The sequence below is a fragment of the Bacteroidota bacterium genome (assembly GCA_018266755.1).
In the GTDB taxonomy this organism is placed as follows: domain Bacteria; phylum Bacteroidota; class Ignavibacteria; order Palsa-1295; family Palsa-1295; genus JAFDZW01.
Genome location: JAFDZW010000005.1, coordinates 193,650 through 207,777, shown reverse-complemented (window position 1 = coordinate 207,777; position 14,128 = coordinate 193,650). Strand labels below are relative to the sequence as shown.

15 protein-coding genes are annotated in these 14,128 nt (G+C 54.0%); 6 read left to right on the top strand and 9 right to left on the bottom strand.

Translation table 11 applies throughout. The features are described from left to right. Position 1 precedes the first annotated feature (1 nt). From hemF to serS, 9 genes are read right to left on the bottom strand one after another with little or no spacing between them, the layout of a single operon-like run. Positions 2-913, bottom strand: a complete 912-nt coding sequence (hemF, locus tag JSS75_05565) for an oxygen-dependent coproporphyrinogen oxidase (GenBank protein ID MBS1903154.1) — start codon at positions 911-913, stop codon at positions 2-4. Continuing rightward, entirely contained in the window at positions 903-1,958 is a 1,056-nt protein-coding gene (locus tag JSS75_05560; GenBank protein MBS1903153.1) for a uroporphyrinogen decarboxylase, read from the bottom strand. Before JSS75_05560 ends, hemF begins: the two co-directional genes overlap by 11 nt. After that, entirely contained in the window at positions 1,955-2,758 is an 804-nt protein-coding gene (locus JSS75_05555; GenBank protein MBS1903152.1) for a uroporphyrinogen-III synthase, read from the bottom strand. Before JSS75_05555 ends, JSS75_05560 begins: the two co-directional genes overlap by 4 nt. Next, positions 2,758-3,705, bottom strand: a complete 948-nt coding sequence (hemC, locus tag JSS75_05550; protein MBS1903151.1) for a hydroxymethylbilane synthase — start codon at positions 3,703-3,705, stop codon at positions 2,758-2,760. Before hemC ends, JSS75_05555 begins: the two co-directional genes overlap by 1 nt. After that, on the bottom strand, positions 3,705-5,021 hold the full coding sequence (locus JSS75_05545; protein ID MBS1903150.1) for a glutamyl-tRNA reductase: 1,317 nt from the start codon (positions 5,019-5,021) through the stop codon (positions 3,705-3,707). The genes hemC and JSS75_05545 overlap by 1 nt, the downstream gene beginning before the upstream one ends. A gap of 3 nt (positions 5,022-5,024) precedes the next feature. After that, on the bottom strand, positions 5,025-5,870 hold the full coding sequence (ccsA, locus tag JSS75_05540) for a cytochrome c biogenesis protein CcsA (GenBank protein MBS1903149.1): 846 nt from the start codon (positions 5,868-5,870) through the stop codon (positions 5,025-5,027). 57 nt (positions 5,871-5,927) lie between these two features. Then, positions 5,928-6,947: an aspartate-semialdehyde dehydrogenase gene (locus JSS75_05535; protein MBS1903148.1), complete on the bottom strand. Its 1,020-nt coding sequence runs from the start codon at positions 6,945-6,947 to the stop codon at positions 5,928-5,930. Continuing rightward, the gene (gene lysA, locus JSS75_05530) at positions 6,944-8,233 is read right to left on the bottom strand and encodes a diaminopimelate decarboxylase (GenBank protein ID MBS1903147.1); all 1,290 of its coding nucleotides are present in this window, start codon (positions 8,231-8,233) and stop codon (positions 6,944-6,946) included. Before lysA ends, JSS75_05535 begins: the two co-directional genes overlap by 4 nt. A 4-nt stretch (positions 8,234-8,237) precedes the next feature. Then, positions 8,238-9,518: a serine--tRNA ligase gene (serS, locus tag JSS75_05525; GenBank protein ID MBS1903146.1), complete on the bottom strand. Its 1,281-nt coding sequence runs from the start codon at positions 9,516-9,518 to the stop codon at positions 8,238-8,240. A 411-nt stretch (positions 9,519-9,929) separates the two neighbouring features. Here serS and tuf point away from each other — a divergent pair, with 411 nt between their 5' ends. The 6 genes from tuf (at position 9,930) to rplB (ending at position 14,121) form a co-directional block, all read left to right on the top strand. Beyond that, positions 9,930-11,138 (top strand): elongation factor Tu, encoded by a 1,209-nt coding sequence (tuf, locus tag JSS75_05520; GenBank protein ID MBS1903145.1) that lies wholly within the window; start codon positions 9,930-9,932, stop codon positions 11,136-11,138. A gap of 76 nt (positions 11,139-11,214) precedes the next feature. After that, a complete protein-coding gene (rpsJ, locus tag JSS75_05515; protein MBS1903144.1) occupies positions 11,215-11,517 on the top strand; it encodes a 30S ribosomal protein S10 in 303 nt (100 codons plus the stop codon). A gap of 72 nt (positions 11,518-11,589) precedes the next feature. Next, entirely contained in the window at positions 11,590-12,225 is a 636-nt protein-coding gene (gene rplC / locus JSS75_05510; protein ID MBS1903143.1) for a 50S ribosomal protein L3, read from the top strand. Between the two features lie 14 nt (positions 12,226-12,239). After that, positions 12,240-12,911, top strand: coding sequence for a 50S ribosomal protein L4 (gene rplD / locus JSS75_05505; GenBank protein ID MBS1903142.1), 672 nt, complete (start codon positions 12,240-12,242; stop codon positions 12,909-12,911). A gap of 17 nt (positions 12,912-12,928) precedes the next feature. Then, positions 12,929-13,237 carry a 50S ribosomal protein L23 gene (gene rplW / locus JSS75_05500; protein MBS1903141.1) on the top strand — a complete coding sequence of 103 codons (309 nt, stop codon included), beginning with the start codon at positions 12,929-12,931 and terminating at the stop codon, positions 13,235-13,237. Between the two features lie 47 nt (positions 13,238-13,284). Then, positions 13,285-14,121, top strand: a complete 837-nt coding sequence (rplB, locus tag JSS75_05495) for a 50S ribosomal protein L2 (protein ID MBS1903140.1) — start codon at positions 13,285-13,287, stop codon at positions 14,119-14,121. Positions 14,122-14,128: the final 7 nt, after the last annotated feature.

Genomic DNA, 14,128 nt, shown 5'->3' with positions numbered 1-14,128 from the left:
GTTATTTAGTAGCCCAACTCCTGGGCGAACGTAATATTTGAAGAAGCTTGTCCTCTTCGCTCCCGGGAGCAGGATGATAATCGTACTCCCATCGGGCGAGAGTTGGGAGACTCATCAATATGCTCTCCGTTCGCCCGCCCGTTTCAAGTCCGAACACCGTCCCTTTATCGTAAACAAGATTGAACTCGACGTAGCGTCCTCTGCGCAATAGTTGCCAATGTCGCTCGGCATCGGTAAACGGCTCGTGACGATGACGTTCTACGATCGGGACGTATGCGGGAAGAAACGTACGTGCGATGTCCTTCTGAAACAGAAAAAAGCGCTCCAGATCCGATTCACCGCTGCCAAGATTGTCGTAGAATATCCCTCCAATCCCGCGAGTCTCACCACGATGCTTAATATAGAAATACTCGTCACACCACTGTTTGAATCGAGTGTAATATTCGGGGTTATGTGCATCGCATGTGGCTTTGATGCTCGTGTGGAAGTTCGTTGCATCGGTCTCGTCAATATAGTACGGCGTGAGGTCCATCCCACCACCAAACCAGGCATTGCCGTTCGAAAGCTCGAAGTATCGGAAGTTCGCATGCACTGTCGGAATCTTCGGGGAATGCGGATGAAGGACGAGCGAAACGCCGGTCGCGAAAAACTCCGTTGCACTGGGATCACGGCTTGTCAGATACGCCGGAGATGTTCCGAAGACGGCCGAGTAATTCACTCCTGCTTTCTCGAAGATCGTCCCGTTTTCGAGCACACGTGCCCGGCCACCGCCGCCGCCGGGGCGGTCCCAGGTATCCTCACGAAACGAGGTGCCGCTGGAATCGAGGCTTGATAGGGTAGAGGTAATCTCATCCTGCAACCCAAGCAGGAAGTCGGAGACTCGATCCCGCAGCGGACTGGTGTTAGCGATCATATGCACGTTTGGCTGCGGCGACAAATGCACGGGCATTGTCGGGGTCAACGTCCGGAGAAATGCCGTGTCCGAGATTGAAAATATGGCCTCGGCTATCACCCATTTTCTCTGCGATCTCGTTCACGCGAGCTTCAATGACTTCTGGAGTCGCATACAGCAAAATAGGATCCATATTGCCTTGCAGCGCTACTTGGTCGCCGATTAACGATTTCACCTCGCCGATATCGATTGTCCAATCGAGTCCGATGACATCGCATCCGGTATTGGCGATCTCGACAATCGACTGGTTCGCTCCTTTGCAGAATACGATGACAGGCACACGATTGTTCGTCCGTTGCTTCACGTTGCGCACGATATCACCGATATATTGCAGAGAGAACTCACGGAAATCGTCCGGCGAGAGGATACCTGCCCATGTGTCGAAAATCTGGACGATATCCGCACCCGCTTCGATCTGCATCACGAGATAGTCGGCAACAGCCTCTGCAATTTTCTGCAGAAGGCGATGCGCATCTTCCTCTCTCGTGAAGATCATTTGCTTCGAATGCTTAAAATCTTTCGAGCCCGATCCTTCGACCATATAGCAGAATAACGTCCACGGTGCACCGCTGAAGCCGATCAGCGGGACGCGACCGCCAAGACGATCGACCGTGAGTGAGATTGCATCCCTAACGTAGCCAAGATGTTCGTGCACATTGACGGTTCGGAGATCGCGTATCTGCGTGTACATTCGAATCGGGTCGGGGAAGCGCGGACCGCCTTTGCCTTCTTCGACGACAAGCTTCATGCCCATCGCCTCAGGAACCGTAAGGATATCGGAGAAAATGATCGCCGCATCGACGCCGACGAGATCGACGGGCTGAATCGTGACTTCCGCCGCGAGTTCGGGGGTCTTGACCATTGTCAAGAAATCGTGTCTCGAGCGGATCGCCCGGTACTCAGGGAGATAGCGGCCTGCTTGCCGCATGAACCATACCGGAGGGCGTTCGACCGCCTCGCGTCGTGCAGCACGGAGAAGAAGATCGTTTTGGAGTGTCGGCTTCATGAATTGGATCTCAAATATTGGATGATGTCATTCGCCAGCGATTCCTGATTCGCTTTGCGTGCAACGATATCTGCGTCTCTGCGCAGCAACAATTTTATTTCAAGGGCAGTCGTCTCACCGATGGCGGCAAGTGCCGGTAATTCCTGACGGATCTGGCTGCCCATTTCTACGATCGTGGTTACGAACGACTCTACTGCCGACGGAGAGAAGAATGCTACTACTCGTGGGCGTTCTTCGATCGGAGCTTCCAGGTGATGCATAAGCAATGCAGCGTCTCGAAGGTTCGGGCCCGTCGTCTCATAGAGCGTTACCCGGTCGATCTCCGCTCCGCACATTTCGAGTGCACGGTGGAGCACGACGAGGCCAATCTGAGATTGCAGCAGGAGCGTGGGTTTCCCTCGCAGATCGAACTTTCTCATCTCAATTAACAATGCAGCAGCACCGGCGTTCTGATGCGGCAGCGGTATCGCAACGCGATATCCGTACGATTCGAGCTTCGCGGCAGATTTCTCACCGACAGTTGCGAATCCGATTGTCGCACTGATCGACTCATAAAGTCCAAGTTCGAGTACTCGTTGATGAAAGAACTCGATAGCGGTAGGACTACTGAGTACGCAATAGGTGTACTGAGCTTGTGCCAGTCGGTAAAGGGCGGTGTCGAGGCTCTCGAGTGCCTTCGGAAGAGAGATCGTAATCATCGGCAATTCGAGCACCGAAATACCTGCGTCCTTGAGGAGTGTCGAAAACGTATTGTCAGCATCGAGACGCTGAATCGGTCGGGTGAGGATAACAGACGGCATTAGTCGCGTGCAGTTGATGGGAGTCGTGCGATCACCTCGGCGGCGCCTGAATCCAATAATTGTTTCGCAAGATTCTCTGCGGCTACGATCAAGCCCTCGCGTTCGGAACGGATCGATGCACGAACCAGTGAGGTTCCATCAAGATCGGCAAAGCAAGCAGTAAGCTCGAACTGATCGTTCACAGGGTGGGCATACGTGCCAAGCGGTAGTTGACAGCCACCTCCGAGTCGATCAAGGACCACTCGCTCGGCGCTGACACAAAGATTTGTATCCGGATCGTTAAGTGGGGCAAGTAACGAGAGCATCCGTTCGTCACTGGCTCGCACTTCAATTGCAAGTGCGCCTTGGCCAGGTGCAGGCAACATGATCGACGGATCAATATGCTGGGTGATTTCCGCCTGCATGCCCAAACGGGTAAGCCCTGCAGCGGCAAGGATCATACCTGCCCAGTGATTCTCCCGAAGTTTCCGTACACGTGTAGGGACGTTTCCACGAACGTCGACGATATTCAGGTCGGGCCTGATCGCCAAGAGTTGGGCTTTGCGACGAAGACTACCGGTTGCTATGGTCGCCCCCTGTGGGATACTATCGATTGTTTTTGCACCTTCGCTCCCTACATAGGCATCCCGAACGTCCGCACGCTCGGATATTGCAGCGATCGCCAACTGGGGATGGATCTGAGTCGGAAGGTCTTTCAGGCTGTGCACGGCAAGATCGATCCGAGACGCGATCAACGCTTCTTCCAACTCGGCGGTGAAGAGACCTTTGCCACCGATCATCGAGAGTGGGGAGTCGAGAATATGGTCCCCGGTTGTGCGGATGATCTCGATACCGATCTCGTGATCCGGGTAGAGCGCATGGAGTCGGTCCTTGATGTGGTTGCTTTGCCACAACGCAAGTTCGCTGCCACGCGAGCCGATGATAATCTGTTTCGTGCGGTTTGACATTAGTGTTGTTCGTCGTGGGGCTGAGCGTCGAGAGCGAAGAGCAGGCGAACAAGCTCAATGCGAGCCTGCAGGTCGTCCTTGCTGGTGCGCGGCTCTTTGAGCATGATTGTCGGGGTATGAAGAATACGATTGAACATCTTTCTGGTCACGTCCTCGAGCCGCGCAAACTCTTCGGGGCTGAGCTTTGCCTTCTGTCGTTCGAGTTCTTCGTGCCGGATGCTCTCGAATTTCTGTCGTAACTCCGCAATCGTGGGCCCTACTTCAAGTTTTGAAAAATAGGAAAGAAACGACTCGAATTCCTCATTGATGATCTCTTTGATCTTCGGAATCTCTGCTTTTCGCTTTGCCAGATTCTGATCGACAATCGCGGAGAGATCGTCGATATCCTTTAAAAATACATTGGGTAGTTTGCCGATCTTCGGGTCGATATCGCGTGGGACCGCAATGTCGATCGCGACAACCGGACCGGGAGAGCGGCGTTCGGCCAGTGCCATGCGCATATCTTCTTCTCGAAGCACCAAGTCCGGGCTTCCGGTCGAGCTGATTATAATATCGGCTTGCGGCAGGAGCGTGCCGATATCCTGAAGTGTCGCAGTTCGCGAGCGATGCAACGGAGCCTGGCCCCGCAAGCGCTTCAACAGTTCGTTGGCATTTTCTTTCGTACGGTTTACAACATGGACGGTGCCGATATTGCGTTCGATAAGATAGGAAGCGGACAGTTCTGCAGTTTCGCCGGCGCCGATGATCAGTGCAGTGTGGTCTCTGAGATCGTCATACACCCGGCGCGCAAACTCCACGGCAGCGTAGCTGATCGTCCCTGCGCCGACGGCGATACTCGTTTCTGTCTTTGCGCGTTTGGCAACCCGGAATGCGGCATGCGCAAACTTTGTCATGAAGGTACCTGCCGAACCGACTTCTTCCGCGAGCCGGAAGGAGTCTTTCACCTGTGCAAAAATCTGTTGGTCGCCGAACACCTGCGAGTCGATGCCTGTCACGACGTCGAAGAGATGCAGGATGGCGTCACAGTAGGAAAGTTTTGTAAACTGTTCGCGCAGAACTCCACGCTCCGAGTGGGGGACTCGCTTCAGCTCGAATAGCAGGTCGATGAGATATTCGGAATTGACTTCATCATTGTTCGGACGGATATAGATTTCCGACCGATTGCATGTCGACACCACCAACGCTTCATCCGTAAAGCTCTCCTTGAGCTGTTGCAACAGCCGTCGCGTCTCGTCACTCGAGAGCGCAACCATCTCACGATACTCGACCGGTACCGAGTGATGGGAAATTCCGACAGCGATGAGCTTCGAGGGCATTCTCTACAGGAAGTGGTGGTATTCCGTGCCGAAGGCGTTGATGATCGTGGAAGAAACAAGGGTGAGGGCGTATCCCGCCATCCAAAGAACGACAATCTTGCGGCCCTCGACATGCATCAGCTTGCGAACGAGTAGGGTTGCGCCGAAGACGAACCAAATAAGTATCGTCGCAATCGTTTTCGGATCGGTCAAATAGGATTGCGCTTCCTCAGGAGAAAAACTTCTGCGGATCAGGATGAGCCCGAACGCGATCGAGATGCTCAGGAACACAAACCCTGCAGCAAGTGTCCGAATCCCGTATTTTTCCAGGCGGGAGAGACTCGGTAATTGTTGGAAGACTGCGCCAAACTGGTTCCGCTTCATGGCACGATATAACAAGAGGTAGAGCGAGCCATAGATCGTCGAAAGTGTCAGCGCCGCATATCCGAACACGATCGTTGCAACGTGCACATTGAACGCCGGGTCAAGAAAAATCGGATTGATCGAAGCAACATTCACTCCCTTTGTGACAAGGGACGAGAATAACTGGAACACAAATGCCACCAGCATCACCATTAAACCTGTCCCAGCTTTTGAACCAACAGGGCGCAGTTCGACGATGATGTAGGTCGTCATCATCGTGAACGAAATAAGCGAAAAAATTTCCGAGGCCGTAGTGAGCAGGCAATGACCGGTCTGGACCGTATAGCTTCCGATATACGCAACGTGGATAAGCGCCACGGCGATCGTCAGCCGATACAAGATCTTCTCGGTAACCGCGTTCTTGAAGAATGCGAGCAACCCACAGACGACAAGCGAGCCGTAGAGTATGGGGAGCGCGATCTGGATAATGCCGTTAACAGAAAGCATTTATCTGTTAACACACGGATCGGCCCAAACATTCTGTTTTTGAGCCGGTTGGCTCATCTACAGAAGGTCGTGAGTCAAGATATACTCCGCGATCTGAACGGCATCTAATGCCGCCCCTTTTCGGAGTTGATCTCCAGAGACAAAGAGATCGATTGCGTTTGGATTGCTGATATCTTCGCGGATTCGCCCGACGAGGATGTCGTCACCGCCGGATGCTTCTATCGGCATCGGAAAATAATTGCGTGCACGATCGTCGACGAGGCGTACTCCTTCCGAGTTCGAAAGAACCTCGCGGATTGCTTCGACGCTTGGTCTGGGACCTGCAAACTCGATATTTACGCTTTCGCTGTGAGCACGAGAGACGGGGACGCGAACGCACGTCGCGGTAATCGCGATCGAGTCGTCATGGAGTATTTTTTGCGATTCATGGATCAATTTCCACTCCTCGCCATTGTACCCTTGCGGGTTGATCTCGGTATTATGGCTGAATAAATTAAACGCGATTTGATAGGGGAGTGCATTCTTGGTCGGTTCTTTTCCTGCAACGATCTCGCGTGTCTGTTCTTCGAGTTCGGCAAGGGCTTTCGCGCCGGCACCACTGACGGCCTGGTATGTCGAGACGACAATACGCTTGATCCGACCGAGCGAGCGTAATGGTGCAACCGCCATTAGCATGACGATTGCCGAGCAGTTCGGCACGGCAATAAGTCCTTGATGCATGCGGCAATCATCCCCATTGATTTCCGGGATCACAAGCGGCACATCCGGCTCCATGCGGTACGCCGACGAGTTGTCGATGATTAGGCAACCAGCTGCCTTGGCGGCCGCACGAAACTGTTTGGTGATCGAACTGCCTGCGCTAAAGAGGGCAATGTCGAGGCCGGTGAACACCGACTCGTTCACTGCTTCGACAGTGATCTGTGTGCCGTTACAGTAGACTACTTTGCCCGCCGAGCGTTCGCTCGCAAATGCCCGCAACGAAGCGTACGGGAAGTTGCGTTGCTCGAGTACTCGAAACATTTCTGCGCCAACGGCCCCGGTGGCGCCGACAACGCCAAGTCGAATGTCTGTTCTCATTGTAATATGTCTTCGATCGTTTCTCGGTCCCTAATGATCTCGCTTTCGCTCCCAAAGACGATGACCTCCGCAGCGCGGGGTCGAAGATTGTAATTCGATGAAAGAGCGTATCCATACGCACCGGCACACAGCACTGCAATCGTATCCTTCGGTCGCAACGACAGGAGTTCGCGATCGAGAGCGAGGAAATCGCCCGTCTCGCAGATCGGCCCCACGACGCTCGTGACGGTATGCTGACGCGTCGGATCGATCGTCGCTGGGACGATCTGGTGATACGAGCCATACAGGCTCGGGCGAAGCAGGTCATTCATTGCGGCATCGACGATCGCAAATGTACGCGCACTATTTTTCTTCGTATACAGTACGGTGCTGACGAGTGCGCATGTGTCGGCAATGATCGCACGGCCAGGCTCTGTGGTTAATTCAACCTGCAAGCCGGCAAAGGGAGCCGAAGCCTTTTCGAAATACGTAGCAAACTCCGGAACATCGGAATTGCCAGATGCTGTATCGACCGGCAATCTGGCGTCACGAACAACTCCGTGATACGGAATGCCGATACCGCCACCGAGATCGACTTCAGATATGACAATACCGTATTTGCTCTGCAGTAATCGTACAAAATCTGCAATGGAAGAAGCTGCTTCGGCGAATGGCTCGGACTCTGTAATCTGCGACCCGATATGGGAATGCAGTCCGACGAGCTTCACCCACGGATAGTTACACCCGGCGATAAGCGGTTCGGCTTCCTCCAGTGCGATTCCAAACTTATTCTCCAACAGTCCGGTAGAAATGTACGGGTGCGTCTTGGCGTCGACGTGAGGATTGACGCGGATATACACACGGGCCAGCTTCTCGCGTTCGGCGGCAATATCGGCGATTGTTTCAAGCTCTTGTTCGCTTTCGACAACGATCGCTTTAATATTATTATCGAGCGCAAGCCTGATTTCCTGCTCCGTTTTTCCGGGACCGTCGAACGTGATAGAATCGGCCGGGAAGCCGGAGCGCAGTGCAATGAGTAACTCGCCGCCGCTGACCACGGAGGCCCCGAGACCGAAGCTCGCGATGACCTTCAGTATCTCCGGATTTGAATTCGCTTTGAGCGCATAGGAAACACGCCAGCGTCCGCTTGCGGCATCGGCTGCAGACAGAAGCCCAAGGATATTTTCCTTCAGTCGAGATGCGGAGTAGACAAATACCGGTGTTCCGAATTCCTCGGCTACCTCGGCGATCCTGACTTTCTCGCAGTAGAGCTCGTCGTTTCGGTAATAGAACTGTGTCTGGTTCAACCCGTTACTCGATAGTGGTGAAGGTGAGATAGGGGTGCAGTACCTCCGGGATTCTGATCGACCCATCGGGCTGCTGGTGGTTCTCGAGAAATGCCACCATCAAACGGCTCGTGGCGAGTCCACTGCCGTTTAGCGTATGAACAAATTCCGGTTTCGATTTCGGATCGCGCTTGAATCGGATATTGGCGCGGCGAGCCTGAAAGTCTTGAAAGTTAGAGCAGCTCGACGCCTCGAGCCATTTCCCCTCGACGGGCGCCCAGACTTCGAGGTCGTATGTTTTCGCGCTGCTAAAGCTGGTGTCGCCGTTGCAAAGCAACAATCGGCGGTAGGGGATTTCGAGTAGTTCGAGAATCCGTTCGGCGTCTGCTGTCAATGCTTCATGCTCGGCGTAGCTATCTTCGGGCTTTGCAAACTTGACAAGCTCGACCTTATTGAATTCGTGCACTCGTAGGAAGCCTCGGGTGTCTTTGCCATACGAACCTGCTTCGCGACGGAAGCACGCACTATAGGCGCAGAATTTGATCGTTAGATCGTCACCTTTGAGTACTTCGTCGCGATAAATGTTCGTTACCGGTACTTCTGCTGTGGGGATGGCGAAGAGCTCATCCTCGTTCATATAGTACGCCTGATCGCGAAACTTCGGCAGGTTGCCCGTACCACGCAGCGAGGCTTCATTGACGAAGAACGGAGGAAGCACTTCCGTATATCCGTGCGCTCGTGTATGCTCGTTGAGCATGAAGTTTATGAACGCTCGTTCGAGCGCAGCGCCCCGGCCCGTATAGATAGGGAAGCCTGCGCCAGTGATCTTCGCTCCTCGTCCGAAATCAAACAAGCCGTACTTTTCGGCGACCTGTAAGTGGTCCAGACCGGATATCTTTTCGTACGGATGACTTTTGGTATTGGGTGCCCACCGTTTCACTTCGACGTTTTGCGACGCATCGCTGCCAGAGGGGACGCTCTCGTGCGTCAAGTTCGGGATTGTATCGAGCAGAGCCGACAGGGTAATATCGACCTCCCGAAGCTGGATGTCAATATCGGTGATTTCATCGCTCACGACCTTCATTTCTGCGATGACGTCGTCTGCGTTCTCCTTACTCCGCTTGAGGCGGGCGATTTCGTCCGAAACCGTATTTCGTTTGTTTTTGAGAACATCGACACGGCCGATCATTGCACGGCGTGTTGCGTCGAGTTCGAGGATCTGGTCGATAACGTCGTCGCAATGCTTAGCCACGCAGGCAAGGCGTACGAGTTCGGGCTGTTCCCGGATGAGCTTGATATCTAACATAGTTGACTGGTTGAGCGAGGTCAACAATAATGTGGTGCGTATTGCTCCGAAAAGATACATTTTGACACGCTGGTGGGGGATCGTGAAGATTTTTGTGCAAGCCGAAGGAAATTTATGAATACCCGGAAACTCTTTGAACTCATGTCCCGTTATCTCCTCGCTCCGTAAAAAGAGCTACCACGTTCGCCTCTGCTATCCGGAAGCGTATGTCGGCAAACAATAAGCGATTCAAGTCAGCTTAGATGTGCCGCAAGAATACAATCCGAACGCTAGGCAAGCGGACACCAGAACGGCCAGTATGGCTCGTTCGCCGACGAATCGAACAAGTTTTCCAACAACTGCGCATCGGGGAAGACGTATGGCCTGCCTCGATGTGAATGATTTAACTATCATACTTTAACTGAGACTACCATGGCCAAAGAGAAATTTGAACGTACTAAACCGCACGTCAATATTGGCACGATCGGTCACGTCGATCATGGCAAGACGACATTGACGGCTGCCATCACGATGGCCCTTGCGAAGAAGACGACCGGTATTCAGGTTCGTTCGTTCGATTCGATCGACAACGCACCGGAAGAAAAGGCTCGTGGTATCACAATTGCCACGGCACACGTCGAGTACGAGACCGATAACCGTCACTACGCGCACGTTGACTGCCCAGGCCACGCTGACTATGTGAAGAACATGATCACCGGTGCTGCCCAGATGGACGGCGCCATCCTCGTCTGCGCTGCGACAGACGGTCCGATGCCGCAGACCCGTGAGCACATCCTTCTTGCTCGCCAGGTCGGTGTGCCGCGTATCGTTGTGTTCTTGAACAAGTGTGATATTGCCGATCCGGAGCTTCTCGAGCTTGTCGAACTCGAACTTCGCGAGCTTCTCTCGAAGTACGAATTCCCGGGCGACGATACCCCGATCATCCGCGGTTCCGCTCTGCAGGCGCTGAACGCAGGTTCCGAGCCGGCTGCAACGACGGACGATCCGCGTTTGAAGTGTATCTATGAGTTGATGGATGCGGTCGATAGCTACATCCCGACTCCGGAGCGCGCTGTCGATAAGCCGTTCCTGATGTCCGTCGAAGACGTGTTCTCGATCACCGGTCGTGGTACCGTCGGTACGGGCCGTGTCGAGCGCGGTCGTGTAAAGGTCGGCGACGAAGTCGAACTCGTCGGTCTCGGTCACCAGAAGAAGTCGGTCGTCACTGGCGTCGAGATGTTCCGTAAGGAAATGGAAGATGCAATGGCTGGCGATAACGTCGGTATTCTTCTTCGCGGCGTTGAAAAGACGGAAATCGAGCGCGGTATGGTTATCGCCAAGCCGGGTTCGATCACCCCGCACACGAACTTCAGCGCAAAGGTGTACGTCCTCACGAAGGAGGAAGGTGGACGCCACACGCCGTTCTTCAACGGCTACCGTCCGCAGTTCTACTTCCGTACGACGGACGTGACGGGCGTTGCGACGTTGCCCTCGGGCGTTGACATGGTCATGCCTGGTGATAACATCGACCTCACGGTTGAGCTCATCACCCCGATCGCTATGGAAGAAGGCTTGCGCTTCGCTATTCGCGAAGGCGGTCGTACGGTCGGTTCGGGTGTCGTTGACAAGATCACGAAGTAACATGATAGTAAGAAGCGCACTTCGTCCTGCGGGGTGCGCTTCTTCTGTTCTTTCTCAGTCAAGCGCACAATAGTCGATGCAAAAGATTCGAATCAAGCTGAAATCCTACGATCATAACCTGATCGATAAGTCGGCGGAGAAGATCATTCGCACGGTGAAGCCGACCGGATGTGTTGTTTCGGGCCCGATCCCGCTTCCGACACGTAAGTCGACCTACACGGTGAATCGTTCGCCGCACGTCGATAAGAAGAGCCGCGAGCAGTTCGAGCTCCGCGCGCACAAGCGTTTGATTGATATTCTCAACTCGAATAGCCGTACGGTGGATGCACTGATGAAGCTCGAGCTTCCGGCTGGCGTTGAAGTTGAGATCAAGGTATAACCTCAGGGTATAACCGATTAGTACTAACAAGAGTGTAGCCGGCTCCGGCCGGGTTTATTGCGTAAGATCGATATGAGCGCATTGCTTGGAAAAAAAGTAGGGATGACAGGCGTGTTCGACGAGGCGGGCGAATATGTGCCCGTGACCGTCGTACAGCTCGGTCCGAACTACGTTACGCAAATCAAGACAAAGACCACCGACGGATATGATGCGGTGCAGCTCGGCTTCGAAGAGAAGCCGGATCGCAACGTGAATAAGCCGACCGCGGGTCACTTCGAAAAGGCGGGTGTTCCGTCGCTCCGTTATGTCAGCGAGTTCCGCTCGTTCGACGACGCGAAGCGCTCGGAGCTGAAGCCGGGTGCGGTCTTGAATGTCTCGGATGTGTTTCACGAGGGCGACACCATTCACGTGGTCAGCACGTCGAAAGGTCGCGGCTTTCAGGGCGTTGTGAAGCGTCATCACTTCGGTGGTGTCGGTCAGCAGACGCACGGTCAGTCCGATCGTCAGCGTGCCCCGGGTTCGATCGGTGCGTCCAGCTATCCGTCGCGCGTGTTCAAAGGACAGCGCATGGCGGGTCGAATGGGCGGTAACCAGGTGACGACGCGCAATCTTCAGATTTTGCGCATCATCCCTGAGCAGAACCTGATCTTGGTCAAAGGCTCGTTTGCCGGCGCTAAGAATCAGTTGGTGAAGGTTGTCAAAGGATAAGATCGTTGATAGGTATGCAGTTAGACGTTTACACCACAGCCGGCGCAAAGAGCGGTAAGACCGTATCGGTCGATGACGCGATCTTTGGCATCGAGCCGCACGAGCATTCGATGTGGCTTGCTATTAAGGCAACGCTCGCAAATCGCCGCGCTGGTACGCACAGCACCAAGGGCCGTAGCGAGATCGCCGGTTCGACCAAGAAGCTCTTCCGTCAGAAAGGGACCGGTCGTGCTCGTCAAGGCGATATCAAGAGCCCGCTCCATCCGGGTGGTGGTACGATGTTCGGCCCGAAGCCGCACAAGTACTCACTCGATCTTCCGAAGAAGGTGAAGCAGCTTGCTCGTAAGAGTGCGCTCTCGCAAAAGGTGAAGCTCGGCACATTGTATGTCGTTGAAGATTTTAACTTCCCGGAAATCAAGACGAAGAAGATGAGCGAAATGCTCAAGGCCTTCGGTCTGACTGAGAAGAATGCACTGCTCTTGACAGCGTCGCACGACGAGAACGTCTATAAGAGCGGTCGTAATATCGCGACGCTCTCGGTGCAGGAAGCTTCGAAGGCTTCGATGTACGACATCTGGCGTAACCGTGCGATCCTTGTTCAGAAGTCGGCATTGCCGGTGATCGAACAAACCTTTAATGGTGGAAGCGCGAATGTCGAAGTCGCACATATTTCACTCACCGCATAATCGGAAGGACGAAGACCATGGAAGTAGTGATCCGCAAGCCGCTCCTGACCGAAAAGGCAACGCTCGCAAGTGAGAACGGAGTCTATTCGTTCGAAGTCAATCCGGGCGCGAATAAGATTCAGATCGCACATGCGGTCGAAGCACAGTTCGGAGTGAATGTCGTAGAAGTTCGTACGATGTGGATGCCGACGCGTACGCGTTCGCAGTTCACCCGTCGCGGTGTCGTTCGTGGAGCGAAGAGTCGTCGTAAGAAGGCAGTCGTTGCACTCAAGGCCGGACAGACGATCGACGTCTTCACGCCGATGGATGTAAAGACCCCAGAGTAATTAAGCCCGATTGAGGCGAGAAGTCAATCGAAAGCATATAGCAAGACATGGCAATCAGAAATCTTAAACCAAGAACTCCGGCGACGAGATACTACTCGATCTCTTCGTTCGACGAGATCACGAAGACGACTCCGGAAAAGTCGCTTCTGACGCCGCTCAAGAGTTCGGGCGGGCGCGGGAATACCGGTCGCGTGACCTCGCGTCACCGCGGCGGCGGACATAAGAAGATGTACCGCGTGATCGATTTTAAGCGTAATAAGTTCGATGTGCCGGCAACGGTCGCCTCGATCGAATACGATCCGAACCGCAACTGCCGTATCGCCCTTCTGCACTACGCCGATGGCGAGAAGCGCTATATCATTGCTCCCGACGGTTTGAATGTCGGTGCAAAGATTCTTAGTGGCAAGGATGCCGATATTGCCCCAGGCAATTCGCTTCCGTTAAAGTCGATGCCGCTCGGTACGTTTATCCACAACGTGGAGATGAAGCCGGGTCGTGGCGGTCAGATCGCTCGTTCGGCAGGCAACTCGTGCCAGGTGCTTGCAAAGGAAGGCGATTTTGCGACGCTGAAGATGCCTTCGGGCGAAATGCGTAAGGTACCGATCGATTGTATCGCAACCGTCGGAACCGTTGGAAATGCCGACTACTTCAATATCAGTTTCGGCAAAGCCGGTCGCTCGCGCTGGCTCGGTATTCGTCCGCAGACACGCGGTATGGCGATGAACCCGGTCGATCACCCGATGGGTGGTGGTGAAGGTAAGTCGAAGTCGGGTGGTGGTCGTAAGCATCCGAAGTCACCGTGGGGTCAGCTTGCCAAAGGTCTTCGTACCCGTCGCAAGAAGAATGCTTCGAATCAGTTCATTGTCAAACGTCGCACGAAATAAGTAGCAT

What these genes read in the sequence shown, in the direction of transcription:
- hemF (MBS1903154.1), bottom strand. Translation starts at nt 913, where the DNA reads ATGATCGCTAACACCAGTCCGCTGCGGGATCGAGTCTCCGACTTCCTG.
- JSS75_05560 (MBS1903153.1), bottom strand. Translation starts at nt 1,958, where the DNA reads ATGAAGCCGACACTCCAAAACGATCTTCTTCTCCGTGCTGCACGACGC.
- JSS75_05555 (MBS1903152.1), bottom strand. Translation starts at nt 2,758, where the DNA reads ATGCCGTCTGTTATCCTCACCCGACCGATTCAGCGTCTCGATGCTGAC.
- hemC (MBS1903151.1), bottom strand. Translation starts at nt 3,705, where the DNA reads ATGTCAAACCGCACGAAACAGATTATCATCGGCTCGCGTGGCAGCGAA.
- JSS75_05545 (MBS1903150.1), bottom strand. Translation starts at nt 5,021, where the DNA reads ATGCCCTCGAAGCTCATCGCTGTCGGAATTTCCCATCACTCGGTACCG.
- ccsA (MBS1903149.1), bottom strand. Translation starts at nt 5,870, where the DNA reads ATGCTTTCTGTTAACGGCATTATCCAGATCGCGCTCCCCATACTCTAC.
- JSS75_05535 (MBS1903148.1), bottom strand. Translation starts at nt 6,947, where the DNA reads ATGAGAACAGACATTCGACTTGGCGTTGTCGGCGCCACCGGGGCCGTT.
- serS (MBS1903146.1), bottom strand. Translation starts at nt 9,518, where the DNA reads ATGTTAGATATCAAGCTCATCCGGGAACAGCCCGAACTCGTACGCCTT.
- tuf (MBS1903145.1), top strand. Translation starts at nt 9,930, where the DNA reads ATGGCCAAAGAGAAATTTGAACGTACTAAACCGCACGTCAATATTGGC.
- rpsJ (MBS1903144.1), top strand. Translation starts at nt 11,215, where the DNA reads ATGCAAAAGATTCGAATCAAGCTGAAATCCTACGATCATAACCTGATC.
- rplC (MBS1903143.1), top strand. Translation starts at nt 11,590, where the DNA reads ATGAGCGCATTGCTTGGAAAAAAAGTAGGGATGACAGGCGTGTTCGAC.
- rplD (MBS1903142.1), top strand. Translation starts at nt 12,240, where the DNA reads ATGCAGTTAGACGTTTACACCACAGCCGGCGCAAAGAGCGGTAAGACC.
- rplW (MBS1903141.1), top strand. Translation starts at nt 12,929, where the DNA reads ATGGAAGTAGTGATCCGCAAGCCGCTCCTGACCGAAAAGGCAACGCTC.
- rplB (MBS1903140.1), top strand. Translation starts at nt 13,285, where the DNA reads ATGGCAATCAGAAATCTTAAACCAAGAACTCCGGCGACGAGATACTAC.